Here is a 25939-nt window from a genome sequence, read left to right as displayed (position 1 = left end):
GGGTGGCTCCACGCCACGTCGCCCGACACGTCCGGCGACCTTCGAAGTGTGATCAGAGGCGAGTTCAAGGGGAGATCCTCTTTGGGACATCGCGGCAGGGAGCGTCAGGGACGGTCAGGCATGGAGCTCGATCAGGGTGATCTCCGGCGGAGCGCCGACGCGGACCGGCGGCCCCCAGTAGCCCGCGCCTCGGGTGACGTAGATCTGCGTGTCACCGCCCCCGGCGCGCGGGAACGACGCGAGGCCGGCCACCACGGGCTGCTGCAAGGGGACGATCAGGTTGAACGGCGCCATCTGACCGCCGTGGGTGTGCCCGGAAAGCTGGAGGTCGACTCCGTGGGCGGCCGCCTCCCTCACCTGGACGGGCTGATGGGCGAGCAGCACGACGGGCCGGCCCGCGTCCCGGCCGCCGAGGGCACTGCCGAGGTCCGGGCCGTCCCCGGACGCCTGGCCGTTCAGGTCGTTCACCCCCGCGAGATCCAGTACGGCTCCCGCATGCCTGATCTCGACGCGCTCGTTGCGCAGTGACCTGACCCCGAGGGAGTCGAGCTCGTCGATCCACTCCCGGGGGCCTTCGGCCGTGTAGTACTCATGGTTGCCGGTCACGAAATACGCCCCGTAGCGGGATTCCAGGGACCGGAGAGGTGCGGCGAGGGGGCCCAGCTCGGCCACGCTTCCGTCGACGAGATCGCCGACGATCGTGACGACGTCGGCCCGAAGCCCGTTGATCATGCGCACGATGCGCTCGGTGTGCCCCTTGCCGGTCAACGGGCCGAGATGGATGTCGCTGACCACGGCGAGCCGCAGCCCGTCCATCCTCGGGTCCAGCCGGGGCAGGCGCACCGGGACGCGCTCGATCACGGGATCGCCGAGCGCGCGCGTCACGCCGTAGCCCACTGTCGCCAGCGCGCCGGCCCCCGCGACGGCGGCGGCCGTGCGGGAGATGAAGAGCCGCCGGTCGATCCCCGCCCCACCTGCCTGCTGCTCATGTGGCGGCGAACCGGAGGCGCCGGCCTCCGCGAGAGGGGCCCCTGAGCCCGCCGCCACAGGCATGGCCGAAGGCGCCATCACGGACGCCGCCGCCTCCCGGCGGCCCGCCCGCTTCGCCGGCAGCAGGGCCACGGCCCGGGGAACCTCCACCAGCACGGAGAAGACGACCAGGTAGAACATCAGCGCCAGCCACAGGTAGCCCGGCCAGGCGACGACGCGCTCGAACCCCACACCGGCGATCCGGCCTCCCGCTCTGGTCGCCACCAGCGGCACCGCCAGCCCGACCAGCGTCCAGGTCAGCACCCGGCGCGCACGGGACCCCGGGCGGGTCGTGGACCTGACCAGGCGCCACCACAGGTAGAAGTGCACGACGACCACGGTCGCCAGGATCGTGACCAGGAACCCCACGAAAACCCCTCCTGCCGCCTGGCGATCAGGCGGCGAGGTTGATGCTACGAGGGTTTCGGCCGGGCGCGAGCCGACCGTCGGGCCGCCTGTGGACAACCCGGTGAGGCTGTGGACAACCCTCGCGCAGGGTCAGGAGGTGCCGGCGGGCTTCTTCGCCGCCGCCTTGGCCCGGGTGGCGGGACGCTTGGGGGCAGCCGGTGCACGCTCCCGCCGCTCGGCGAGCAGCTCGGCGGCCCGCTCGATCGTGATGTCCTCGACCGTGTCGCCCTTACGGAGCGACGCGTTCGTCTCGCCATCGGTGACGTACGGCCCGAAACGCCCTTCCTTGACCACCACCGGCTTCTTCGAGGCCGGGTCGTCGCCCAGCTCCCGGAGGGGCGGGGCCGCGGCCGCACGCCCCCGGCCACGCGCCTTCGGCTGCGCGAACAACTCCTTGGCCTTCTCGATGGTCACCGTCAGCAGGTCGTCCTCGGACGCGAGTGACCTGGAGTCCGTGCCCTTCTTGATGTAGGGCCCGAAGCGGCCGTTCTGCGCCGTGACCTCTTCGCCGTCGATCTGACCGACCACCCGGGGGAGCTTCAGCAGCAGCAGCGCCTGCTCCAGCGTCATCGTGTCGAGCGACATCGTCTTGAACAGCGAGCTGGTCCGCGGCTTGACGGCGTCGGCCTTCTTCGTCCGCTTCTTGCCTTCCGGCTGCTGGGGCTCCTCGGGAAGGATCTCCGTCACGTACGGCCCGTAACGGCCGTCCTTCGCCACGATCATCCGGCCGGTCTCCGGGTCGATTCCGAGCTCGCGGTCGCCACTCGGCCGGGAGAACAGCTCCTCGGCCTTCTCGGCGGTCAGCTCGTCCGGCGCCATGTCCTCGGGGATGTTGACCCGGGCGCCGTCGCGATCGAGGTACGGCCCGTAGCGGCCGACCCGGATGACGATGTCGGTCCCCCTGATGGGGAACGAGCTGATCTCCTTGGCGTCGATCTCGCCGAGGTCGGTGACCATCTCCTTGAGACCCTCGTCGCCGTCCTCGCCGAAGTAGAACCGGCGCAGTTCGGGCACCCGCTCGGCCCGGTCGTTGGCGATGTCGTCGAGGACCTTCTCCATGTCGGCCGTGAAGTCGTAGTCGACGAGGTTGCCGAAGTGCTGCTCCAGCAGGTTCACCACGGCGAAGGCGAGGAACGACGGCACCAGCGCGGTGCCCTTCTTGAACACGTACCCGCGGTCGAGGATCGTCCCGATGATCGACGCGTACGTCGACGGGCGGCCGATCTCGCGGTCCTCAAGCTCCTTGACCAGCGAGGCCTCGGTGTACCTGGCGGGCGGCTTGGTCGAGTGGCCGAGCGCGGTCAGCTGGGCCGCCGTCAGGCGATCGCCCTCGGCGAGGGCCGGCAGCCGCTTCTCCGAGTCGTCCCTGTCGGTCGACGGGTCGTCCGCGCCCTCGACGTACGCCTTGAGGAAGCCGTGGAAGGTGATCGTGCGGCCGGTGGCACTGAACTCCACGTTCTCACCGGTGCTGGAAGCCCCGGCGACCTTCACCGACACCGACTCGCCGACCGCGTCCTTCATCTGCGACGCGACCGTACGCTGCCAGATGAGCTCGTACAGCCGGAACATGTCGCCGGACAGCCCGGTCTCGCCCGGCGTGCGGAACTGCTCACCGGACGGGCGGATCGCCTCGTGCGCCTCCTGGGCGTTCTTCACCTTGCTGGTGTAGACGCGCGGCTTGTCCGGCACGTACGCCGCGCCGTACAGGTTGACGGCCTGGCTCCTGGCGGCGGCGACCGCGGTCTCCGACAGCGTGACGCTGTCGGTACGCATGTAGGTGATGTAGCCGTTCTCATACAGCCGCTGGGCGACCTGCATCGTGTACTTGGCGGAGAAGCCCAGCTTGCGGCTCGCCTCCTGCTGCAGCGTCGTCGTCCGGAACGGCGCGTACGGCTTGCGCGTGTACGGCTTGCGCTCGACCGACCGTACGGCGTACGACGCGCCTTCGAGCCTGCCGGCGAGGGCGGTGGCCGCGGCCTCGTCCAGATGAAGGATGTCGCCGCCCTTGAGCCGCCCGGTGGAGGCGAAGTCGCGGCCCTGGGCGACGCGCCTGCCGTCCACACCGGTCAGCGTGGCGCTGAACGTCGGCGGGTCGTCGGAGTCGCGTCCGGTGTCGAAGAGGGCCTGCAGGTCCCAGTAGTTGGCCGCGGTGAACGCCAGGCGCTCCCGCTCACGCTCGACGACCAGCCTGGTCGCGACCGACTGCACGCGGCCGGCGGACAGTCGCGGCTTGACCTTCTTCCACAGGACGGGGCTGACCTCGTAGCCGTAGAGGCGGTCGAGGATGCGCCGGGTCTCCTGGGCGTCGACCAGCCGCAGGTTGAGGTCGCGCGGGTTGGACACGGCGTCGCGGATCGCGTGCGGGGTGATCTCGTGGAACACCATGCGGTGCACCGGGATCTTCGGCTTGAGGACCTCGCGCAGATGCCACGCGATGGCCTCGCCCTCCCGGTCCTCGTCAGTGGCGAGGTAGAGCTCGTCGGCGTCCTTGAGAAGCTGCTTGAGCTTGGACACCTGAGACTTCTTGTCCGGGTTGACGACGTACAGCGGCTCGAACTCGTTGTCGACGTTCACCCCCAGGCGGGCCCACGTCTCGCCCTTGTACTTCTCCGGGATGTCATCGGCCTTCTCCGGAAGGTCACGGATGTGGCCGATGCTCGACTCCACGATGTAGCCGCGCCCGAGGTACCCGGCGATCGTCTTCGCCTTGGCAGGCGACTCCACGATCACCAGGCGGGTTCCGCCGGCGTTGCCGTTGTTGGCTGGCACGCTGCTACCTACCTCGCTGTCCGCTGTCATTCCCCATGCACCCGGGTTCCGTGCTCCCCGGCTTCGCGGTCCCTCGTCATTACGGCTCGGCGCCGAAGCCCCGTCGCCGTACCCGGCCTCCAGCACCCCGAGGGGGCCGTTATGAAGGTACCGGCCGCCGCAAGTTCTTCCCCCTCGGGCTACCCGCTTATGTCCGGGAATGCAAGCCGCCTGGACCTGTTATCCATGAGGACGCAGAATAGAGCCCATCGAGTTCCCTAGCACGCCCCCGGAGACTAATGGCTGTGCTCGACTACTCCTACTTGGATTTGTACCTGCCCCGTGGCACCTCGCGCGAAGTGGCGCGACAGATGTTGACCGAGCACGCGGAGCATGGCGACTGGGAGCTCGATCGGCTGCGCCTTTACCCTGATGGGAGCAGGCGCGTCCGGCTCCGCCGTAAGGTCATCCGGGCCGCCCGCACTCTGTGAGCGTACGGCACGGGCGTGCCGCTCCGCTTCACGGCGTGGCGTACGGCCTGGCGCAACGGGCGAATCTCACGGCGCGGGACGCCTTTCCCCCGGCTGGAAAACGGCCGGCGCACGCCCATCGCCGGCGTGGCCACGGAACGCGGCTGCCCGGCTGGATGGATGGACAAATGCGCTTTGCCCGCCCCGGGCCGCGCCCCCGGAACGGGCAAAGCATCGGTGCTCCCCCACGCTGGATGCGCGGGGGGCGTCAGTGTCGCCCGAGCCGGGCGCTCGGCGGACGGTCGACCGCCGAGACGCCCTGGCGCGGGCGATCGATATCCCTTACTTCCTGCCGAAGCGGAAGCGGCGGGTGACGGCGAACAGGCTCGCCGAGGCGGCGAACATGGCGCCGAGGACGAGCGCCGCGAACGAACCGGAGTTCATCCCCGTGAGACCCACAGGCTGCTCGGCGCTCATCAGGCCGAGGTTGTCCAGCGGCAGCGCCTCGGTGGCCTCACCCAGGTCGCCGGTCGGCAGACCGTTGGTGGCGTCGCCGAGCGTCTTGGTCACGGGCAGCGACCGGGTCGCGCCGTCCAGCGACCGCGCCGCCGGCACCGACTCGGTGACCTTGGAGACCGACGGGGCGGCCGGGGTGCCGCTGCTCGCGGCGTGCGCCTTGCGGGGAGCGGAGGGCCGGCTGGGCAGCGTGGGCAGGCTCGGCAACTCGGGAAGGCCGAGCATGCTCGGCAGGTCGCCGATGACGGGCGCCGACGGCACCGCGGCGGAGCTCATCTGCTGCGACAGGCCACTGGCCTCCTTGAGCCCCGACAGCATGGGGCTGGCGGGTGCCGCCGACATCATGCCCTCGCGCGCGGCGGCGTGCTGACGGCCCCAGTACCCGGAGTGGCCGTTGTGGCGGCCGGGGCCGACGTTGGCGCCGCCCAGGCACCCCGCGGCCGCGTCGCCCAGGACCGCGACCGAGTTGCCGCAGACGTTGATGGGCGCCGTGATGGGGGCGACCACCTGGTTGCCGGCGAGGATCCCGTGCCGGCCGGAGGTGATGTTGCCACCGCCGCCGGTGCCGCCGACGACGGCCGCGCCGCCCTTGCAGCCCGCGTGGGACCGCGCGAGAACGGCCACGGCGTTGCCGCAGACGTTGATCGGCGCGGTGATCGGCGCCACCACCTGGTTGCCGCCCAGGATGGACGAGCGTCCGGAGGTGACGTTGTGGCCGGCGCCCGAGCCGCCGTGGACCCAGTGGCCGTGGCTCCAGTGTCCGTGGCTCCAGCCGCCGTTGACGGAGGCCCCGCCGCGGCAGCCGGCGAACGCGTCACCCGCGATGGCGATGGCGTTGCCGCAGACGTTGATCGGCGCGGTGATCGGCGCCACCACCTGGTTGCCGCCGAGGACGCTGTGCGTCCCGTTGGTGACGTTGCCGCCTGCCGAGCCGCCCGGCCGGTGCCAGGTCGAGATGCCGCCGCGGCAGCTTCCCGAGCCGTTGCCGCAGACGTGAGTCGGCGCGATGATCGGCGCGACCACCTGGGTGCCGCTGCCGGCCGAGAAGCGGCCGTCGGTGTCGTGGCCGGTCGAGCCCGGGTGGTGGTGCCCGTGGCCGTACCCGCCCCACCCGTGGTGGCCGTGCCAGCGGCCGGTGCTGACGGACGAGCCACCGGTGCACCCGGAGAACGCCTCGCCGATGACCGCGACCGAGTTGCCGCAGACGTTGATCGGAGCGGTGATCGGGGCCACGACCTGGTTGCCGCCGAGCACCGAGGAGCGCCCGGAGGTGCGGTTGCCGCCGGCACGGGAACCGGCGCCGTTCTGGACCCACGCTCCGCCCTTGCAGCCCGCGGTGGCGTCGCCGAAGATGGCCACGGCGTTGCCGCAGAGGTTGACGGGAGCGGTGATCGGCGCGATCACCTGGTTGCCGCCGAGGACGCTGTGCCTCCCGCTGGTGACGTTGCCGCCCGCGCCGCGGCCGGAACCCGAGCCCTGGACGGCCGCGCCGCCCTTGCAGCCGGCCTCGGACTCGCCGAGCACGGCGACCGCGTTGCCGCAGGCGTTGACGGGAGCGGTGATCGGCGCCACCACCTGGTTGCCGCCGAGGACGCTGCCGTAGCCGGAGGTCCGGTTCTGCCCGGCACCGCTGCCGCCGCCCTGGAGGACGGCCGCGCCGCCCCGGGAGGAGGCCTCCGACTCACCGACGACGCCGACGGCGTTGCCGCTGATGTCGATCGGCAGGGTGACAGGCAGGTTCACCTGGTTGCCGCCGCCGACGGAGTTGCCGCCGTCGGTGTCGGCGAGAGCCGTACCGCTGCCGAAGGCCATGACACCGACCGCGAGGAACGCCGCGGGGGCTGAACCCTTCGCCCAGGTTCGCATGATGAAGCTCCTAAATGTGGTCCTACAAGGGGGTTACCTGACAGATCGCGACAGATGTCCATGCCAGAGCACAGCGGGGTCACGGACAGTCACGAGGGTGGGAGATTCCGCGTCACCCGCGCGGGAGCCTGCCGCCCGGGCACCACGGGGCGGGCAGGCGAAGGCACCGGTCAGCCATCAGGACGGGGACCGGTGCGAAGGCGGGATCAGTCCGGAGAGAAAGAAGGGTCGTCCGCCGCTGTGCGGACCACCGGAGGGGTCAGCGCTGCCGCGGGAGCGGTCAGCGTGGTGAAGCGCGGCTCGATCGCCGACCGCGCGACGTCCCCGAAGAGGAACGATCCACCGCTTGTCTGAGGGACCAAGCCCTGGTCACCCGGGGCGTGGTCGGCGGTGGACGGTGAGGGGAGCACGGGCTTCGACTGGCTGGTGAGCCCGTCGACAGTTCGCCCGGCCATGGCCTCGGCGTTGACCGATGCCTCGTGGATCGCCGTGGGGAAACCGTCGGACCTCCCCGCGGAGGCCGCGCCGGCGCTCGAGGAGAGCGAGCCGGGCGGGTCCGTCATGGGGAAATGGCCGGGGAGAGCCGACCCGGCGACACTGTGCAGGGGTCCGGCCCCGGTCACGGCTGCCGCCGTGCCGAAGACGCCGAAGATCACGCCGAGCAGCCAGCCGGCGGCGATCAGCCCGCCGACGACAAGGAGGCGACCCAGATGGAAGCCGGCCGCGAACCGCGCCATCCGGCCCCTCTCACCGGACCCGGGAGGCGTCACCGGCACGCGTGAGGCGGCGGCGGGCGATTGTGCCCCCCGCTGCTCATCCGGCGTGCGTGTCACGCGACCTCCCGAGTCCGCTGGGTCCGCCCGGTGCGGATCCAACCCTCAACGGAGAGTCACTGTAGCGGCACGGCACGTGATCGCAACGTATTTCTCAGCAGTAATCGAGGAAACGGTCAAGCACTCGAACGCCAAACTGGAGCGAATCCACCGGAACCCTCTCGTCGATGCCATGGAACATCCCCGAGAAGTCCAAGTCCTGCGGGAGCCGCAGCGGCGCGAAGCCGTACCCGCGGATGCCGAGGCGGCTGAAGGCCTTGAGGTCCGTGCCGCCGCTCAGCGTGTACGGCACGGCCCGCGAGCCGGGGTCCTCCTCGTGCAGCGCGTCGGCCATCGCCTTGACCAGCGGGCCCTTGAACGCCGTCTCGACGGCGATGTCGTGGTAGACGAACTCGCGGGCGACGTCCGGCCCGAGCAGCTCGTCCACCGTCTGGAAGAACTCGTCCTCGTAGCCGGGGAGGAACCGCCCGTCCACGTGGGCCGTGGCCGTCTGCGGGATGACGTTGGCCTTGTACCCCGACTCGAGCATCGTGGGGTTGACCGTGTTGCGGAGGGTGGCGCCGATCATCCTGGCGAGCGGGCCGAGCGTGGCCACCGCGGCCTCGGCGTCCTCGGCCTTCACCTCGACCTCGAAGACCTCCTCGAAGAACGCCTGGACGGTCGGCGTGAGCCGTACGGGCCATTCGTGCCGGCCGAGGCGGCCCACCGCTTCGGCGAGCCGGGTCACCGCGTTCTCGTCGTTGAGCATCGAGCCGTGACCGGCGCGTCCCTTCGCGGTCAGCCGCATCCAGGCGATGCCCTTCTCCGCCGCCTCGATCAGATAAAGCCGGCCCTTGTCGCCGACGGTCACGCTGAAGCCGCCGACCTCGCCGATCGCCTCTGTGCAGCCGTCGAAGACCTCGGGATGCTCGTCGACGAGCCACTGCGCGCCGTAATGGCCGCCGGCCTCCTCATCGGCCGTGAAGGCGAGGACGACGTCCCTCGGCGGCCTGCGCCCGGCGGCGAGCCGCTGCCGTACGACCGCGAGGATCATGGCGTCCATGTCCTTCATGTCCACCGCTCCGCGGCCCCAGACGCATCCGTCGGCGATCTCGCCGCTGAGCGGGTGGTGGCGCCAGTCGGCCGCGTCGAAGGGCACGACGTCCAGGTGGCCGTGCAGGAGCAGCGCGTCGCGGCCCGGGTTCGCCCCCTCGACCCGGGCGACGACGCTGGCCCGGCCGCGGTCGGACTCGAGGATCATCGGCTCGAGGCCCACGTCGGCGAGCTTGGCCGCGACGTACTCCGCCGCCTCGCGCTCGCCGGGGCCCTTGTTGTCCCCCGCGTTGGTCGAGTCGATGCGGATCAGGTCGCGGCACAGCTCGACGACCTCGTCCTCAGCGTTCAATGGGGTCATTGCGCCTCCTTGGCTGATGACCGATGTGACCCGCCTCCATCCTGCCGTCGTCTGGGACGTCCCCTCACGCCGCCTCGGCCTGGCGCATCGAATCCCGGTATGAAGCAGGGCTGGGACAGTGCTAATCTGTATCAGCCGACGCGGGATGACGATCCCGCGTGAGGCACCACGTCCGGGTGGCGGAATAGGCAGACGCGCTAGCTTGAGGTGCTAGTGCCCAGTGATGGGCATGGGGGTTCAAGTCCCCCCTCGGACACGTATCCTGTGCATGTTGGGCCTGGCTTCAACTGCGATCACCCTCTCGAGGGGGTCGTAGATGAGGTGCAGGCCCATCTGTGTGTAGTGGTCGTTACGGTCAGCGGGGTCCGCCTTCTTCAGGACTTCGGTCATCGCAGCCGAGTCGCGGTATCGGCCCCATGATCTCCTTCTCGGTGGTCTCTCTGCGGTCGACGCCGCGTAGCTGTCCTTCTGCCTTGAGCCGCTCGGCCCGGGTCTCGGCCATCCACTTGCCGACCTCCTGGGGTCACGTTTGTCATCACGATCGATTGATGCGTCACCACTGGTCGCCCAGACGTCCCGGAAGGGGTGTCCAGTCGAGACCGCTCGATGTGTCGCATCGCGGCTTTCCTAAGGCCAGTCTGGAAGGCGCATCCTCCACCCAGATTGGTCCAGCTTGGCGTTCACCGCCTCCAATCCCTGCCGCATGGCGTCCAGGTCGGCCCCGGTTTCGCCCACAAACCAGCCCCCACACTGACGACAACGACACCCCCGGCCGCTCCCCACAGTGGGCGCCCGTCAGCCGCCTGCCGCCAACGTGATGGCTGGGTACAGCTAGTGAATGCCTCCGGGGGTGTCGATCCTTGTCTGCTCCAGCCTGACGCCTGGGCCGGCGACAGCCTCGATCAGGGTCCAGAAGAGGTCGGCGTCTTGGCTCGGGATGACATCGAGAAGGTGCCGCCTCACCGCATCCGCATGCGCAACTCGCGCCTCGACGACGAGCCGGCGCGCGGTTCGAGTAGCTGCGATCCAACGTTGGGGGCCCGTTCCCTCGCGAGTGATCAGGCCACGGGCTTCCATCCGCCCGAGATGTCGCGACAGCCGGCTCCGTTGCCACCGGAGATCGTCGGCCAGCCGCTGTTGACGCAACGCCCCTCCGCCCTCCTCGACCAATCTGGTGAGCACCGAGAAGTCCGCACTCGACAGCCCGGTCACTGCAGCGATCTCCTGCGCCACCTGACGCATCACCACATCCGTGGCCTGTTTCCAGAGCGCCCATCGCGCCAGCTGCTCATCCGTCAACGGTCCGCTCACAGGTCGGACCCTACATCCCGTGTTGACATGTAAACACCAAGGGAAGCACCCTGTTTACATGTCAACATCAAGAGTGGTCCTGATCACCGGGGCGACCACCGGCATCGGCCTCGGCCTCGCGAAGCGGTTCCATCGACGCGGCGACCAGCTCCTTGTCACCGGCCGCTCGGAAGAGCGGCTCGACCGAGTCAGGGCACAGCTGCCCGGCGTCCTGACCTTCGCCGGTGATCTCGCGATACCCGCCGATCGCGAACGCCTGGCGCACCATGTGACGTCGGAGTTCCCTGACCTGGACGTGCTGATCAACAACGCCGGCATACAGCGGCGCGTGGAGATCGCACGGGACAGGGCCGCGTGGCATGAGCGCCAGCATGAGATCGACCTTCTCCTGGCCGCGCCCATCCATCTCGTCAGCCTGCTCACGCCGCTGCTGCTGGCCCATGGCAGGGACAGTCAGATCGTGAACGTCACGTCCGGCGGCGCCTTCAACCCGCAACCGTTCGCACCGACTTACAGCGCGGCGAAAGCAGCGCTCCACAGCTACACGATGAACCTCCGCTACGCGCTGGAGGGCACGACAGTCACTGTGACGGAACTGATTCCGCCGGCTGTCGCAACCGATCTGGCGGGCCCCGGGACAGCGCACGGCGCGGACGTCGACGAATTCTGCGACGCGGCGTTCACAGGTATAGACGAGGGCCGGGAAGAGGTCGGCTTCGGGCCCACGTCGTCGCCGGAGTTCCTACGACGACTGACTGAAGAGAACAGCCGCTTCGCGCAGGGCGCGAAACGGTTTCCGGTCGCACGGTATGTCAACGAAGCCACGATGAGCTGACCCTGACAGCAGCGAACTCGCGCCAACTTCGTGATCGTAGATGGTGATCACTACGTCCGGGGTGCTGATCCCGGTCCGATTCGCCTTGGCGCGCGTCGGCTCACGGCCCGGTCGCCCAAGGCTGACCGGCGGCATAGCGTCGGCGTTCACCGCCGACCTCTCGCGACCGGACGAGATTCCCGATCTGATCTCAGCGATCAACGCCCGCTACGGACACATCGATGTGGTCCAGTACGGGCCGATCGCCAAGGACCCGTTCCCGCCTGCAGCCGAGCTCGATCCGTCGCTCATCCGCCCCTGTATCGACCTGTACCTGAACACGCCCATGACGATCGTCCGGTCGGTGCTGCCGGACATGCTGCGGCGGCGGGACGGCACCACCCGCGTCACCCAGGGGCGTACTCAGCGACACCGTTATGGACGACGCCACGGCTCTCATGATGCCCTGCCTTTTGGGCTGTCTCGGCCGGCGCATCGTGAGGACCTCTAGACCCAGGGAGACCCTATGAGCGTGGAGAGCGACAACAAGCAGATCGTTCGCGACTACTACCGGCATGTCTCGGCCGGTGAGCGAGATGCGGCCAACGCGCTGCTGGCCGACGACGCCACGTGGTGGATCGCCGGGAAGCCGGAACAGTTCGCGTTGGCCGGCGAGCGCACCATGACCGAACACCGGCGGTTGCTCGGGACCATCGCCTCGGCCCTGCCGCACGGCGTGCAGGTTGAGGTGAACGCTATGACAGCTGAGGGTGACCGGGTCGCCGTCGAGACGGAGACGCACGGGATCTCGGCCGCCGGCACGGTCTACAACAACCAGTTCCACATGCTGTTCGTTATCCGCGACGGAAAGATCATCCACGTCAAGGAGTACCTCGACACGCTGCATGCCAAGGACGTGCTGCTTGACGGCGAGTGACAGGTGCCGTCGTCTCGACAGGTCGTCTCTCGCGGTGCTTGGACCGAGCCGCCGCCGCGTCCTCTGCCGGTCATGGCGCCGCCGCGATCAGGCCCGGACGAGAGCGTTCACGATGGTCCGAAGGCGCGGCAGGCAGATCACCGCGGCACTACCCAAGAGGATCAACAGGATGGGCGACGCCGTCTGCTGCCACGGCCATGCCGGGCCGTCCAGTCGCAGGCCGCCGGTCGGCAGTTCCATGGTCTCGGCGGTCCAGCGGGCGGTGGCCACATCCGCTGTCCGGGCCAGGTCCCGTACGGCGTCGTTGTAGGCGAAGTCCTGTCCGGAGTGGACGTACACCGGCTCCAGGCCGTCGGGGACCCGGCCCAGGCGAACGCCTGCTCCGGGCACGAGCAAGCGATCCAGGTCCGGGGCCGCGTGAGCGAGATCGGCGCGGGGCAGGAACGTCAGGCCATGCCGTGACCGGATCGGGCCGCCGTCCGCGCTCACGGCCAACGTCCGGTCTGCGAGCGACTGGGCGTGCGTGTCGAACACCGACGCCAGGTCGATTTCGCCGACACCCGGCGTCAGCACCACGCCGACGGTCGGCGGCGCCCACGTCCAACCCGCGTTGACGATCGCGGCCGGGGCGGGCATGGCGATGCCGGTCACGACCGGTGGCGTGTTGCCGTAGTACCGCCAGCCCACGGCCTTGGCCGCGTTCGCCGCCACCGTCGAACCGGCCAAGCGCTCGATCATGTGCAGGGTTCCGTCGATGCCGGACAACACGCCTGCGGTCGTGACGACGGTACCGCTGTCGACGAAACGCTTGCCGTGCACCCAGTTCACTGCGGGATAGTCCGACTCGAACGAGCCGATCCGCATCCAGTGCGCGGTCGCGGGCCGGCCGTCGAGCAGGCCCGCCGAGGCGAGGACACCGGCGCCGTTGCACACGCTCAGCAACAGCGTGCCGCGGCTCACCTGATCACGCAGCCACGTCGTGACAGGGCCGGTACTGGGCCGGCCGACGTCCGGCATCGCGGGGATGACCGCGAGCGTCGGCGCGGCACCGCCGGTGAGTCCGGCGAGATCCGCGAAGCTCAGATCCGGCACCAGGTCCAGACCACCGGTCAACGGCAGCGGACGCCTTCGCGACGCGACGGTGTAGACGTTGAACCGGCCCGAGGCGACGAGGATCTCGTAGGGGGCAAGGGCATCCGACACGACGGCCCCGTTGTCGCCGATCACCACGACCGCGGTCGGTTTGGCGGGGTCGAAAGCCGGAGGAGCGGCGGCGGGAACGGGCCGGTCCGGCCCGGGTGCGGACTTGGCGTCCAACGCGGCGTGGGCGGAGATCGCCCCGCCCGCCACCGGAATCAGGAGAACCGCGAGCACCGCGAGCGCGCGGCGCAGGAAGGTGCGCATCGAAACCTCAGTGCCAGTAGTGGTCGCGGCGCCACACCATGGCGGCCAGCATGAGCGGGAACATGATCACGTGCCCGGCCGTCATCAACCCCATGGCGGACAACGCCCCGAGCCAGAACGGCACCAGCAAGACGAGGAACGGTAAGTACATCGCGGCCGCCATCTCACCGATCCGCGCCCACGAATGCCTGTGCAAGACCATCGCCACGGTCATTCCGATGGTCATGTTCGTCGCCATGACGAGCGCGTCGACCTCCGGCCGTGCCAGCCAGGCGTCCGGCCACAGCGGTGCCAGCGCGAACATCCCGGCGAGCATGGCGATCACCATCTCGACGTAGTGCCAGACGAACCGGCCCAGCTTGCGACTCGTACTCCGGGTGGCTCCCATGGTCGCCATGACGTCCCCTCTGATTCGGCATCGACTGATACCGGCAAGAGTCGCCGCCGGCCGCCGTTCTGCCATGTGCCGGAGGTCATGCCCGAGGTCACGACGTGACCATGACCCGGGCGGGAACGGTCAGAGCAAACCGAGTGACCGTGCGCGCAATGCGGCTTGGGTGCGGTCGCGGGCGTTCAGTTTCGACAGGACGTTGGTGACATGGTTTTTCACGGTGCCCTCGGCCAGGTGAAGCGTTGCGGCGATTTCGCGGTTGCTGTGGCCGGTGGCGAGGAGGCGGAGGACTTCGAGTTCGCGGCCGGACAGCGGCACGACCAGTGGCTGCGGCTCCGGGGCGCCGGTCGAGGGCAGGCGGACGAACTGGGCGACCACCTTCGCGGCGACGGACGGCTGCAACACCGACTCGCCGCGGGCGGCGGCCAGGACGGCTTCGATCAGCTGGGCCGAGGAGACGTCCTTGAGCAGATAGCCCAAAGCTCCGGCGCGAAGGGCGGCGAACACGTCCTCGTCGTCGTCGAACGTCGTCAGCGCGATGATGCCGATGCCTGGGTGGTCGGTACGCAGGCGGCGGGTCGCGGCGACGCCGTCCAGGACGGGCATGCGCAGATCCATCAGGACGACGTCCGGGGTGAGCTCGGCGGCCCGGCGGATCGCTTCGTCGCCGTTGCCCGCCTCGCCGACGACCTCGATGGCGTCGTGCGTGGCCAGGAGGGTGGCCAGGGCCTCGCGGAACAGAGCCTGGTCGTCGACCAACAGGACGCGGACCGGGCTCATCCGGGAACCTCCATGCTCAATGTGTAGCCCGCCCCCGGTGCCGACTCGACGCTCAACCGTCCGCCCAGGTGCTCGGCGCGTTCCCGGAGCCCGACCAGGCCGAAACCGGACGCAGGCGTCGAAGCGGAGCCGGCGCCGTCGTCGCGGACGGCCAGCCGGACGGCGGTGTCAGCGTAGTCCAGGACCAAGTCGGCACGGGTTGCCTGCGCGTGCTTACGGACGTTGGTCAGACCCTCTTGCGCCGCACGGAACAAGGCCTCGCGCGTCTCGTCAGGCAACGGTCGCTGCTCGCCGGATATCGCGACGCTGGTGGTCACGCCCGCGGCGGATGTCACTTCGGCCAACGCCTGCAAGGCATCGGGCAGGGGAGGGGTTTCGCGTGGTTCGCGCAATGTGCGGACCGAGCGGCGTACTTCGGCGAGTGCGGCCTCGGCCTGGTCCTGGGCCTTGGCGAGCACCTCGTCGGCCTTGGCGGTGTCGGTCGGCAGGACCGCACGGGCGGCCTTGACCTGCATCTGGACGACGGTGAGCGAGTGCCCGAGCCCATCGTGGATGTCCCGTGCGACCCGGTTGCGTTCCTGCACGGTTGCGAGCCGCTCCGCCTGCGCGGCGTAGTCACGCAACTGCTCGTGCGCCTCGGCCAGTTCGACACGGGCGCGTTGTTCGCGTTGCAGCAACTCCGTCACGATCGCGGCGAACGCCGCGGCGACAAGTATCCCAAGCCCTTCCCGCAGCCCTTCACCCCACGACATGCCGAGGTGGACGAACGGGACCAGCCCGACCACGACCGCCGTCGCGGCGAGCGGCAACCGTAGCAACACGCACTGGCTGACCAGCACAACAAGCAGAAGCGTCGCGGCGACCCCAGCGCTCAGCGAGAACACGACGAACGCGACCGGCAGTTGCACGGCCACGTACCCGAGCGACCAGGCCAGCTGATTGCGCGCACGTACCCACGAGAAGCCGGCGGTGGCCAACGCGGTGAACACCGCGCCGAGCACGAGCGACGGCAGGGACTCTCCAGACGCGACGACCCCGATCAGCAGCGTGAGCAGCGCGCCGAAGGTCAGCACGGCCAGAGCCCTGTTCATGCGCTCACTGTGGGCCGTCCGGCTGCGCATGGTCAACTCACGGTGGAGACCGAGCGACAGGCGAATATGTCACTCAGGGTAGTTGTGTGATGACTGTAGGTTGCATCAGGGTCTCGGGTGACCGCCACAACCGCCTAGGAGGCTCCCTTGACGCTGTCCGGCGTTCCCACTCTCACCCGCCGCCTGGCCGTCGCCGCCGCTCTGGTCTCGGCAGTCGGCACCGTCGCCCTGCCCGCCACGGCGGCTACCCGGCCGACGCGACTGCCGGCGGGGGTGGTCGTGCCCCAAGACGGCGGCGCCGCCCAGCGACCCGCCGGTGACGATGTGTACCGCAACTGGTACACGAGTCACTCCAACTGCGTGGCAGCCGGCCAGGGAGGGATCGACCGAGGCCACTGGGAGCACTACACCTGCTCCGAGGGCGACTGGTTCTGGCACCTGTGGACCAACCGCTGAGCCGACGGGACGAGAGCGCGACGGGCACTTGAGACTTGGCGCGCGCCTCAAGCGATCGCGTCCCAGAGCCGAACCCGCCCGCGGGGCGGACGGGTTCGGCTCGTCGTCACCTGGTTCGGGTGCCGTCACTAGCGCCTGGTGAACGCCTCGAAGTAGGTGTCATGATCGCCTGGGTCGACGTCTTCGGCTGTAGGGCCGTCGACATGGAACGACAGGTTGCCGATCACGGTGTCGGTCCCGTCGCCGTCGACCCTCACGTTTATCGGGGTGGCGAAGGACTTGCCGGGCTGGAGCACGCTGTACGGCGTCTCGCAGTCCGCGATGGTCTGGCCGCTCACCACCTGTGTGCGGCAGCCGACGGGCTGCTTGGCGAAGGTGACGCCGGCGGGCAGGATGAACCCGTAGCGGATGATTCCCTCGGCCGGACGGCTGCCGTAGTTGTGGATGGCCCAGTCGAGGACGGCGCTGTGCCCCGCCTTGACCGGGGTCAGGCCGATCTCGCCGTCGTCGTCGCGGTCGACCACGACGTCGGCGTACACATCCTGGGCCCACGGGACAAGGTCGTAGCCCGCCGCGGTGACGGTGACCGGCACTTCGACGCTGTTGTCGTCCAGGTAGGGGTCGGGGGTCGCCCCGGCCACCTTCACCGACAGCGCGCCGGCCGGGCCCTCCTCCCCCAGGCTGTACAGCGGTACACCGACGTTGTGGGTGAAGTCCTGCATGTCGCCCAGCTTGCAGGTGTAGCCCCCGGCGTTCGCGACGCAGCCGCTGGGAACGACGTAGCCGACCCGCGTCTTGTCCAGCTTGCCGACATCGACGGTGACGGTGACCGCCTGGGCCTTCGCCTCGCCGAAGTTGACGACCCGGAACTGGAACGGCTTGGCGATGGCCTCCGTGACGCCTTTCGCGAGTTGGGTGCTCAACGGCATGACGGAGAGGTTCGACTCGTCCGCGGCGTACGCCGGGGCCCCGGCGATGACGAGGCCGGCGGCGGTAAGCAGAGCCCCGGCACCGGCGCAGGCCAGGCGGGCAGAGTTACGGATACGCATTTGTCCCCCGATGGATCACAGCTAGTGATCCGGAGGTTATCGAGCCGTTTAGGCGATCTACGACCTAGATCAGCATATTTGCGTATTTCGTGCAGCGAGATGCGCCGAACGTGCAGCCGGAAACCCGGATGACACCGCGACACCCGCGCGTCCAGGGCCTGCTGCGCGACGCCTGACACGAAGACCGTCCGCCTCCGCAGACCGCGCAGCCCGCCGACCCGAAGGTGGGCGGAGCACCAGAACGACGCCGGGACACCGCGACACCGTGAGGCGGCGGCGGCCGGTGTCGCCGGCGCACGGCCTCGTTCCTGAATCTTTCAGACGGCGGCGGCTTTTGATGTGGAGATCCGCATGCGTCGTCGCCGGTCACGGCATTCAACGGCATTCGATGGCCGATTCGGCGGCCGGAGCTTTTCGCCATCGCTACGGTACCGCCATGCGATTAATCCCATATGCGGCTTTGATGGTGGCCACGGTGGCGCTCGCTTCGTCCTGTGGATCGAGCCCGGCATCGGCGGCGCCCAAGGAGTGCAACGAGGCCCCGCCACTGATCGGCGAGAAGCTCTCCGCTTTCAGCTCCAGCGCGGAGGACCCCGCGAAGCTCAAGAAGGCGGTGTCCGGCGCGGCCACCGAGCTGGAGACCATGGCGGCCGCAGCCGGTGACACCACGATCAAGCAGGCGTTCCAGGACTTCGCCGCCGAACTCAAGCAGCTCAAGATCACGAACAAGAAGTCGGCGATCGCGGGCGCTCAGAAGGCCATCGCCGACGGCACCGCCAGCCTGAAGAAGATCGGCGAGGCCTGCGCCTGAGCCTGCTCGGGGAGCCTCGATCGCGGGTGGCCATCAAGCTCGGAGCAGCTCCCCGGCCGTCTGGGCGAACTCCTCCCACAGGCACGACACCGGGCGTACCGCCACCACCAGCGTCCTCGCAGCAGTGCGCAGCCTGTCACCTGAGCGGTGGGAGGCGAGGACGACGTCCGTGATGGCCAACCGGCGGCGACTGTGAAAATCGCTGTCCGATCACCGGAGCACGGTGATAGACATCCGGCGTGGAAAAGAGTCTTGAATTCCCTGACCTGCTTCGACTGATCGATGAGCGGTCGACCGCCTTCCGCGCCGCGGTCGCCGCCGCGCCCAGTCTCGACGCACAGGTGCCGACCTGCCCCGAGTGGACGCTGTTCGATCTGGTGAAGCACCTGGGTGGGGGAGACCGTTTCTGGGCCGCCATCGTCGGCGCGGGGCCTGCCGACGCTCCCCCGGCCGAGGCCGCCGCCGCGCGCGCCGCTCTGGAACTGCCGCGGGAGCGTGAGGCCCTGCTGGCCTGGCTGGCCGCGTCGACGCAGGTTCTGCTGAGCGCCCTGCGCGAGGCAGGACCGGAGAGCGGTAGCTGGACGTGGTGGCCTGCGTCGCAGTCACCGCAAACCTCCGGCGGTATCGCCCGGCATCGGGCCCAGGAGACCGCGGTGCACACGTACGACGCCCAGCTCACCGGGGGCGCCCCGCGGCCGCTGCCGGTCGAGGTGGCACTCGACGGTGTGGAGGAGTTCCTGTTCACTGTCTGCGCAACGCGGAGTGCCTGGCCGCACAAGCCCACGGCCTTCGACTTCCACGCCGCCGAGGGCCGCTCCTGGCGCCTCACGGCCGACGGCGACGGCGCACGCTCCACCCGCATCCCCGCGCCCACTGCCGCGACCGGCGAGGACTCGGACGCAGCCGGCGTCTCCGTCCATGGCACGGCCAGTGAGTTGGTCCTCTACCTGTACGACCGTATCCCGGCCGAATCCTTGCACGTTGACGGAGACACAGGGCTGCTCGACCTGCTCCGCGCCTGGGAACCGTAGGAGTAGGACGTAGCGGGGGCGGTTGGCGGCACCTCGAGCCGGTGGGACACGACTCTTCGCCAGGTTCGTCGGTCGCGGCACCGGGCTCGAACCCGCGAAGCGGCCACGGCCCGGCCGCGTCCACCGTTGAGGACGTTTGTAGGATCGGCAGCCGACTGCGGATTCTCGGTGCGAGGGGGGCACGAGGATGGGGGAGCTGGGTCTGGGCGACACGTGCGGCATACTCCGCCAACCGTGGGTCACCCCCCGGCGCGACAGTTCAGGTCTCGGGTGGGAGCATCTGTACGTCTCCACCCAGCGGGAACGGCCGTACCACGCCGAGTTCCCCCCCGCGGCCACCCATCTGCTGGTCCTGCACCTCGACGGCCCCGTCACGGTGAGCCGCGGCCAGGGCAGATCGCGGCGTTCGCGGAAGGTGCCGCCCGGAGGGTTCTTCCTCCACCCGGCCGGTCGCGCTCTGGCGGTGGAGCTCGGCGGCTGGCTCGACACGGTGCACGCGTACCTCACGGACAAGGCGTTGCGCGAGGCCAACGACGGCCGGGCGGTGGAGCTGGCCGAGGAGCTGGGCGCCACCGACACCCTGGTCGAGCAACTCATGCTGACCTTGCAAGGCGTCATACAGCGCTGGGAGCCTTCGGCACGCACCTACCTGGACCACCTGACCGCGATGCTCGCCGCCCAGCTCATGCACCGGCATCGCGCCGGCCGCGAGCGCACGCCGAGCAGAACGCCGAGCGGGCTCTCGTCGCGGCAGCTGTCCTCCGTGCGGGAGCTGATGGAGCAGCGGCTCGCCGAGCCGCTGCCGCTCTCCGACCTCGCCGCCGCCGCTTCACTGAGCGTCAGCCAGTTCACCCGGCAGTTCAGAGCGAGCACGGGAGAGTCACCGCACCAGCACCTGCTGCGGTTGCGCCTGGAGCAGGCATGCCGCCTGCTGCGTACCGGGACCTCCTCCATCGGCGAGGTGGCGGTCGGCTGCGGCTTCTCCCACCAGGAACATCTCACCCGGGTGATGCGGGCCCGGATGGGCACGACCCCTGCCGCCGTCCGCCGCGCGGGCTGACTCCCCAGGACCTCCCCCGGACCTTCGCCGGACCGCCGTCGCGCACCCCCTGGCGCGGCTTTCGTGCAGGCAGACGAGCCGAACGTGCAGGAAGGAACCCGGGCGGAAGACCGATACTCGGTTCCAGGTGACCCATGCGATACGGCGACGTTGTGAGGCGGAGCTCATTGAGGACCTGGACCCACGTCTCCCACCCCTCTCGGGTGGTCTTCGGAGCCGGCACGGTGCAGCGGCTCCGGGAGGAGGTCGAGCGGCTCGGCTGCTCCCGCGTGCTGCTGCTGTCCGGCCCGTCCGCGAAGGAGGCTTCCGCGAGGGCCCGCCACGCGCTCGGCGATCTCATGGTGGCCGGGTTCGACGGCGCGGTCATGCACACCCCCGTGGAGGTGACCGAGCAGGCCCTCCAGGCCCTGCGGAGCTCCTCGGCCGACTGCCTGGTGGCCGTCGGGGGCGGTTCCACCACGGGACTGTCCAAGGCGCTGGCACTGCGCACCGATCTGCCGCAGGTGATCCTCCCGACCACCTACTCCGGCTCGGAGGTGACCCCCGTGCTCGGCGAGACGCGGGACGGGCGGAAGGTCACGCGGTCGTCCCCCGCGATCCTGCCCGAGACCGTCGTCTACGACGTGGAACTCACCCGCACCCTGCCGACCGGCCTGTCGGTCACCAGCGGCGTCAACGCGCTCGCGCACGCCGTGGAGGCGCTGTACTCCACGGACGCCAACCCGGTCACCGACCTACTGGCGCTCGACGCGATCTCCCGGATCGCACGCGCGCTCCCCGTGGTCGCCACCGACCCCTCGGACATGGAGGCGCGCGCCGACCTGCTGCACGCGGCCTGGCTGGCCGGAACCTGCCTGGCCACGGCCGGCATGGGCCTGCATCACAAGCTGTGCCACACCCTGGGCGGCAGCTTCGGCCTGCCGCACGCGCAGACCCACACGGTCGTGCTGCCGCACGTCATGGCCTACAACGCGCCGGCGGCGAAAGACGCCATGAGCCGGATCGCCGGCGCGCTCGGCGTCGCCGACGCACCGAGCGGGCTGTTCGACCTCATCGCGGCGCTGCACGTTCCCACCTCGCTGCGTGAGCTCGGCATGGCCGAGGCCGACCTCCCGCGCGCCGCCGAACTGGCCGTGTCCACGCCGTATCCCAACCCCCGGAAGCCGACCGTCGAGGGCGTCCAAGGCCTGCTGAGCGACGCCTGGCACGGACGCCGCCCGGCTCCTCGGGCCGCCGAGTCCGCCGACTTGAAACTGCGCAAGCTCACCGAGCAGGTGGTCGCGAGCTTCGGCCACGCCCCGGATGCGCGGGTGGGGCTGCTCCTCGGTGACCTCGTGCGGCATCTGCACCACTTCCTGACGAGCAACGACGTCACCGAGCGCGAGTGGCAGTACGCGATCGACTTCCTCACCCGCACCGGTCAGATCAGCGGCCCGGCCCGGCAGGAGTTCATCCTGCTGTCGGACACCCTCGGCATCTCCAGCGTCGTCGACCTGCTGGCCAACTCGCGGACGCCCGGCAGCACGCCGTCCGCGGTGCTCGGCCCCTTCTACGTGGACGGACCTCCGGAGGCCGCGCACGGCTCCGACATCGCGGAAGGCCTGGACGGGACCCCGCTCTGGGCGGACATCACGATCACCGACACTCACGGAGCGCCCGTGCGGGGCGCCGTCGTGGACGTGTGGCAGTCCAACGAGGACGGCTTCTACGACGTCCAGCTCCCCGACCAGGACGGTCCGGTGCTCCGCGCCCGGTTCCGCGGCGACGAGCAGGGCCGGTTGACCTTCTGGTCCATCCTCCCGTCCGAGTACCCGATCCCCGATGACGGCCCGGTGGGCCAGATGCTCGCCGCGGTCGGACGCCACCCCAACCGCGCGCCCCACCTGCACTTCATGATCGCCGCACCCGGCCACCGCCGCCTGGTCACCCAGCTTTTCGTGGCGGGTGGCGCCTACCTGGACGGCGACAGCGTGTTCGGCGTCAAGGACGAGTTGATCGTCGACTTCACACCCCAGCACGGCCCCACCCCCGACGGCCGCGACATCGCCGGGGAGTGGCGGCGGCTCGACTTCACGTTCCGCATCGCCCCCCTGGCCGATTGACCGGGGGTCTCGTCTCAGGACGTCATGCTCCCGTGTAGAGCCGGTTCATGTCGACGAGCTCGACGTCGGAACGTCTGCCGGCCAGTCGGGTGAGATCGTTCGTGAAGCCGGAGCGGGCGAACAGAAGGAGCTTGGGCTGAGGGCCGACCCTGGTGCTGGGCAGAAGGCCTCGGAGGTGTTCCAGTCGTTCGACTTGAGGGGTGCCGACGGGAGCCTCGGTGCTTTTGGCCTCGCCGATCGCGATGATGCGGTCAGCGGCGAAGGAGGCCGTCTCAGTGACGACGACATCCAATTCGTGGCCTCGGCGGTGTTCCCGGCATGGGAGTTCCGTCGGGCGTACAGCGGTGGCGGTGCCGCCGAGCGTCTCGGGCGCCGCGTGCTCGAAGCACCACCGCCGCGCGAGGTCCTCGAAGTGCGCGCCGTAGATCTGAGAGGCCACGGTGTCCGCGTTGGCGCTCCAGACACGGTCGGCGCGGCCGGCTATCAGTTCGGCCTCATGGCGTCGAATGAGAAGCTGGTGCAGTCGTACGACAGGCTCGGCGATACGGAAGACACTGCGTTTACCGCGCAGGGCGTCGTCGGTCTGTTCGACCAGGCCGATGTCCTGCAAGCCGGACAGCAGATGAGCGAGTGCGCTGCTGGGGCGTCCCAATGCCGCCGCTATCTCCGAGCGCCGGTGGTTGCCGGCGCTGATCGCGCTCAGCGTGGCCGAGTATGACGTCGGGTCACTGATGGACGGCTCCTCACGGAGCAGCAGGGCGCCTTCGCGGAACATCGCGGAGGCCGGGTTGAGCAGACGCCGCTGAACCCAGCGGTCGAACCGGGTTACGTCGGCGGGTCCCGACCCGCCGCTCATCTCCAGATAGGCGGGGGTCCCGCCGAGCAGGGCGTGCAACCGAAACGCCAGCTCCGGATCGTGGTCCGCACCCCAGAAGGCGGCGGCCTCACGGAACCGGAACGGGCGCACGACCAACTCCATGGCCGCCCGCCCGCGCAACGGCGCGCCACCGGCGAGTAGCTGCGTCATCGTGGTCAGGGCGCTGCCACAGAGGATCAGCCGGGTTTGGGTGTGCTGCTTGGCGTACCCGAGCGGGCTGAGCGCCTGTTGAAGGTAGGAGGGCAGGGCGGGAGTGGCGGAGACCAGGTAGGGAAACTCATCGATGATGAGAGGGGTGACCTGGTTCTCCCCGAGCCGGAGCAGTTCGTCCATGGCTTCGCGCCAGGTCCGGAAGGTGACGGGCTGGCGCAGGCCACGATGAGCGGCATAGGCCGCTCCGAGATCGGCGAGGTTCTGCGCCTCCGTCTGCTGTGTGGCGCCGAACAGGAAGCCGCCGGTCTGCTGGGCGAGCAGTTCGAGCATGAGGGTCTTGCCTTGACGACGGCGGCCGTAAACCAGCCCGAGCGTCGCTTGAGGCACGGGGGATGCGACGAAGTCCCTGAGATCTTCCCACTCCGTGTCGCGACCGAACAAGCGCTCCGGCTTCTGCAACGACGACACCTCATGCGACTAAGCGGTATCTGCAACTATGATAGCTGTACCTATCATAGTTCAGCTACTAACGGCCGTGGACGCCCGGGAGCTTGGCGTAGTGGGCGGTGGCGGCGGCCTCTCACTGCCGCCGGTGTGGGTCACCAGGTGATTGTGGTGCTACAGAGTGATCTTCGGTTGACCAGAAGAATGGCCGCAGTGACGATCATGGCGATGGTCTCGATGAGGAGGAGAACGCCGTAAAGGCCGGGAATGTAGGCGATCATCGTTTCGGCCGCCATGTTGTGTCCCGTGTGAGCGCCGATCGGCAGCCAAAGGTTGCCGCCGATGACGCGGCAGGCGAGGAGCAGTGCGCCGAGGGCAACGGCCTGCACCACGTACAGAAGCTTCTCGCCGATGCCGGTCGCGTCGCTGTTGGAGAGGATGTGGTTGGCGCCGAAGGCCAGCGTGGTGAGCGCGAAAGAGGTCCGTGGCGGTAGCGCGGCGGTCAGGTTACGGAACAGGTAGCCCCGGTACCACAGCTCCTCAGGCACCGCCTGGGCCAGAAGCGGCCCCAGCACGAAGGGGATGAGGTGGTCTGGCGGCAGGGTGAGATGCCATGCGGCCGCACCGACGGCCACGCATACGGCGTCCGCGGCGATGATCACCGCGACGCCGGTGGCCAGGCCCGTGAGGAAGTGGGGCAGAGCCGTCCGGGAGAGGGCCAGGCCGGGTTCGAAGCCGGGCACGCGGTCGATGAAGCGGCGGGCGCAGGCGACCAGGAACGGGGCGATCGCCGCGACGGCCAGCATCGGGATCGCGAAGTCGAGATCCCGGGGTATCCCGGGGATCAGCCGGAGCAGCAGATCGAGCGCGACGCCTATGAGGATGGTCGCCATGAGCGCGAAGAAGACCAGCAGGCAGTACCAGCCGGACCTCAGCCGTCCGCCTGCCGTTCGCAGGATCGTCATGCCGGCAACGCTAGGGAGGACGGGCGGGAGGCGCATCGAGCCTTCGTCAGGTCTTCGACCATGACTTCGGTCATGGTCGGCGCTACGACCGCACGGTGATGTGGCGGGCTGGTCCAAGCAAGGTCATCGCCCGGCTCCCGCGCGCCCCTTCGCCCCCGTGGGCCGGCTTCCCCGGAGGCACTGCTGCCGGCCAGGGAGAGGCTGATCTTCGCCACCTGAGCCGGCCCGTCAACGCGCATCTGAGTCTCACGCCTCGGGAGCGCTCCCGCGACCGCGGTCCCCGGCGACCGGCCGGTGGCCTTCCCTGACCATCAGGCCACGACGCTGATCCCCGGCATGGGGCAGAGCATCTTCCGCTCCGCCTTGAACTCCTTCTTCACGCTCCAGTTGACCGTCTTGCCCGGAGGAACCTTCGCAAGGGTCTGCGCATAGTCCAGCGTCGTCGCCTTCGTCGTCGTGAAGAAAACGACGATCTTGTAGGTGACCGGCTTTTCTCCGGGGTTCCTCGCCGTTCCCTCGGCCCCCCACCCGCCTGGTACGGCCGCGCACGCGGTCTGAATGACGTTCCTGCGGACGCCCGGCTCATTGGCGATTTTCTTGGGCAGCGAATTGGCCACGACCTTCGCCGCGTCCGGCATCGCAGCGGCCGATTTCACCGGCCCGGCCGGGGTCTCGCGTACGGCATGCTCGCCCGAGGAACATCCGGCGGCCAGCGTGGAGGCCAGCATCAACAGGACGGAGGCTTTCACTGCCGGAAGTGCCGCATATCGCACGTTCACCGAGCAACTCCCCAGGTATCGGTTGGATTTTCGTCGATATCCGATTCAGGGCCCCGCGACACGACCCGATCGCCAAGCCGTGATGAACGAGACGTCAGACGCCCGGCGTAACCAATCCTTCGCGATTTCCCTGTCGCGCCGGGGCCGGATCTCCGTGGATTCTACGTACGCCAATGGCATTCGGCGGCGCCGATTACCGATCGCTGACTCCGATTTGACGC

Annotated in this window: 24 protein-coding genes and 1 tRNA gene; 10 read left to right on the top strand and 15 right to left on the bottom strand. The window is 69.4% G+C overall.

The genetic code is table 11. The annotated features are described in order from the left end of the window. Window positions 1-114: 114 nt before the first annotated feature. Both AB0B72_RS28060 and topA read right to left on the bottom strand, forming a co-directional pair. Window positions 115-1398 (bottom strand): metallophosphoesterase, encoded by a 1284-nt coding sequence (locus AB0B72_RS28060; protein ID WP_367742050.1) that lies wholly within the window; start codon window positions 1396-1398, stop codon window positions 115-117. Window positions 1399-1527: 129 nt separating this feature from the next. After that, on the bottom strand, window positions 1528-4206 hold the full coding sequence (gene topA / locus AB0B72_RS28055; RefSeq protein ID WP_367742049.1) for a type I DNA topoisomerase: 2679 nt from the start codon (window positions 4204-4206) through the stop codon (window positions 1528-1530). 284 nt (window positions 4207-4490) lie between these two features. Between topA and AB0B72_RS28050 the strand changes: the two genes are divergently transcribed. Beyond that, complete coding sequence (locus tag AB0B72_RS28050; protein WP_367742048.1) at window positions 4491-4676, top strand: DUF5703 family protein; 186 nt, start codon at window positions 4491-4493, stop codon at window positions 4674-4676. Between the two features lie 321 nt (window positions 4677-4997). Here AB0B72_RS28050 and AB0B72_RS28045 read toward each other — a convergent pair whose 3' ends face one another. From AB0B72_RS28045 to AB0B72_RS28035, 3 genes are all read right to left on the bottom strand, one after another. Then, window positions 4998-7037: a chaplin family protein gene (locus tag AB0B72_RS28045; protein WP_367742047.1), complete on the bottom strand. Its 2040-nt coding sequence runs from the start codon at window positions 7035-7037 to the stop codon at window positions 4998-5000. A gap of 206 nt (window positions 7038-7243) precedes the next feature. After that, the gene (locus tag AB0B72_RS28040; RefSeq protein WP_367742046.1) at window positions 7244-7870 is read right to left on the bottom strand and encodes a hypothetical protein; all 627 of its coding nucleotides are present in this window, start codon (window positions 7868-7870) and stop codon (window positions 7244-7246) included. A 94-nt stretch (window positions 7871-7964) separates the two neighbouring features. Continuing rightward, window positions 7965-9263 (bottom strand): M20/M25/M40 family metallo-hydrolase, encoded by a 1299-nt coding sequence (locus AB0B72_RS28035; protein WP_367742044.1) that lies wholly within the window; start codon window positions 9261-9263, stop codon window positions 7965-7967. Between the two features lie 170 nt (window positions 9264-9433). Here AB0B72_RS28035 and AB0B72_RS28030 point away from each other — a divergent pair. Continuing rightward, window positions 9434-9519 (top strand) — tRNA-Leu (locus AB0B72_RS28030). A gap of 575 nt (window positions 9520-10094) precedes the next feature. Here AB0B72_RS28030 and AB0B72_RS28025 read toward each other — a convergent pair. After that, window positions 10095-10574, bottom strand: a complete 480-nt coding sequence (locus tag AB0B72_RS28025; protein WP_367742043.1) for a MarR family winged helix-turn-helix transcriptional regulator — start codon at window positions 10572-10574, stop codon at window positions 10095-10097. A 58-nt stretch (window positions 10575-10632) separates the two neighbouring features. Between AB0B72_RS28025 and AB0B72_RS28020 the strand changes: the two genes are divergently transcribed. From AB0B72_RS28020 to AB0B72_RS28010, 3 genes are read left to right on the top strand one after another with little or no spacing between them, the layout of a single operon-like run. After that, window positions 10633-11409, top strand: coding sequence for an SDR family oxidoreductase (locus AB0B72_RS28020; RefSeq protein ID WP_367742042.1), 777 nt, complete (start codon window positions 10633-10635; stop codon window positions 11407-11409). Window positions 11410-11449: 40 nt separating this feature from the next. Beyond that, complete coding sequence (locus AB0B72_RS28015; RefSeq protein WP_367742041.1) at window positions 11450-11899, top strand: SDR family NAD(P)-dependent oxidoreductase; 450 nt, start codon at window positions 11450-11452, stop codon at window positions 11897-11899. A 15-nt stretch (window positions 11900-11914) separates the two neighbouring features. Further along, the gene (locus AB0B72_RS28010) at window positions 11915-12325 is read left to right on the top strand and encodes a nuclear transport factor 2 family protein (protein WP_367742040.1); all 411 of its coding nucleotides are present in this window, start codon (window positions 11915-11917) and stop codon (window positions 12323-12325) included. Window positions 12326-12412: 87 nt separating this feature from the next. On the opposite strand, the gene AB0B72_RS28005 is transcribed toward AB0B72_RS28010, so the two are convergent. From AB0B72_RS28005 to AB0B72_RS27990, 4 genes are all read right to left on the bottom strand, one after another. Further along, window positions 12413-13729 (bottom strand): DJ-1/PfpI family protein, encoded by a 1317-nt coding sequence (locus AB0B72_RS28005; protein WP_367742039.1) that lies wholly within the window; start codon window positions 13727-13729, stop codon window positions 12413-12415. Window positions 13730-13736: 7 nt separating this feature from the next. Next, window positions 13737-14126, bottom strand: a complete 390-nt coding sequence (locus tag AB0B72_RS28000) for a hypothetical protein (RefSeq protein ID WP_367742038.1) — start codon at window positions 14124-14126, stop codon at window positions 13737-13739. A 120-nt stretch (window positions 14127-14246) separates the two neighbouring features. Further along, window positions 14247-14900, bottom strand: a complete 654-nt coding sequence (locus tag AB0B72_RS27995) for a response regulator (protein WP_367742036.1) — start codon at window positions 14898-14900, stop codon at window positions 14247-14249. Further along, on the bottom strand, window positions 14897-15991 hold the full coding sequence (locus AB0B72_RS27990) for a sensor histidine kinase (RefSeq protein WP_367742035.1): 1095 nt from the start codon (window positions 15989-15991) through the stop codon (window positions 14897-14899). Before AB0B72_RS27990 ends, AB0B72_RS27995 begins: the two co-directional genes overlap by 4 nt. A 147-nt stretch (window positions 15992-16138) precedes the next feature. Between AB0B72_RS27990 and AB0B72_RS27985 the strand changes: the two genes are divergently transcribed. Next, window positions 16139-16447, top strand: a complete 309-nt coding sequence (locus tag AB0B72_RS27985) for a hypothetical protein (RefSeq protein WP_367742033.1) — start codon at window positions 16139-16141, stop codon at window positions 16445-16447. 128 nt (window positions 16448-16575) lie between these two features. On the opposite strand, the gene AB0B72_RS27980 is transcribed toward AB0B72_RS27985, so the two are convergent. Continuing rightward, a complete protein-coding gene (locus AB0B72_RS27980; protein ID WP_367742032.1) occupies window positions 16576-17496 on the bottom strand; it encodes a hypothetical protein in 921 nt (306 codons plus the stop codon). 436 nt (window positions 17497-17932) lie between these two features. Here AB0B72_RS27980 and AB0B72_RS27975 point away from each other — a divergent pair, with 436 nt between their 5' ends. After that, entirely contained in the window at window positions 17933-18307 is a 375-nt protein-coding gene (locus AB0B72_RS27975) for a hypothetical protein (protein WP_367742031.1), read from the top strand. Window positions 18308-18340: 33 nt separating this feature from the next. Here the strand turns inward: AB0B72_RS27975 and AB0B72_RS27970 are convergent, their stop codons facing one another. After that, a complete protein-coding gene (locus tag AB0B72_RS27970) occupies window positions 18341-18487 on the bottom strand; it encodes a hypothetical protein (protein WP_367742030.1) in 147 nt (48 codons plus the stop codon). A 59-nt stretch (window positions 18488-18546) separates the two neighbouring features. Here AB0B72_RS27970 and AB0B72_RS27965 point away from each other — a divergent pair, with 59 nt between their 5' ends. The 3 genes from AB0B72_RS27965 to AB0B72_RS27955 all read left to right on the top strand — a co-directional run bounded on the left by AB0B72_RS27965 (window position 18547) and on the right by AB0B72_RS27955 (window position 22500). Beyond that, complete coding sequence (locus tag AB0B72_RS27965; RefSeq protein ID WP_367742029.1) at window positions 18547-19338, top strand: maleylpyruvate isomerase family mycothiol-dependent enzyme; 792 nt, start codon at window positions 18547-18549, stop codon at window positions 19336-19338. Window positions 19339-19525: 187 nt separating this feature from the next. Further along, a complete protein-coding gene (locus tag AB0B72_RS27960) occupies window positions 19526-20398 on the top strand; it encodes a helix-turn-helix domain-containing protein (RefSeq protein ID WP_367742028.1) in 873 nt (290 codons plus the stop codon). 167 nt (window positions 20399-20565) lie between these two features. Next, a complete protein-coding gene (locus AB0B72_RS27955) occupies window positions 20566-22500 on the top strand; it encodes a maleylacetate reductase and hydroxyquinol 1,2-dioxygenase domain-containing protein (RefSeq protein ID WP_367742027.1) in 1935 nt (644 codons plus the stop codon). Between the two features lie 22 nt (window positions 22501-22522). Here the strand turns inward: AB0B72_RS27955 and AB0B72_RS27950 are convergent, their stop codons facing one another. The 3 genes from AB0B72_RS27950 to AB0B72_RS27940 all read right to left on the bottom strand — a co-directional run bounded on the left by AB0B72_RS27950 (window position 22523) and on the right by AB0B72_RS27940 (window position 25718). Next, window positions 22523-23989, bottom strand: a complete 1467-nt coding sequence (locus AB0B72_RS27950) for an ATP-binding protein (RefSeq protein WP_367742026.1) — start codon at window positions 23987-23989, stop codon at window positions 22523-22525. Between the two features lie 140 nt (window positions 23990-24129). Next, window positions 24130-24867: a lysostaphin resistance A-like protein gene (locus AB0B72_RS27945; protein WP_367742025.1), complete on the bottom strand. Its 738-nt coding sequence runs from the start codon at window positions 24865-24867 to the stop codon at window positions 24130-24132. 383 nt (window positions 24868-25250) lie between these two features. Continuing rightward, on the bottom strand, window positions 25251-25718 hold the full coding sequence (locus tag AB0B72_RS27940; protein ID WP_367742024.1) for a hypothetical protein: 468 nt from the start codon (window positions 25716-25718) through the stop codon (window positions 25251-25253). Window positions 25719-25939: the final 221 nt, after the last annotated feature.

Source organism: Microbispora sp. NPDC049125 (assembly GCF_040802045.1).
Classification (GTDB): Bacteria; Actinomycetota; Actinomycetes; order Streptosporangiales; family Streptosporangiaceae; genus Microbispora.
This window is presented reverse-complemented; position numbering and strand designations above follow the sequence as displayed.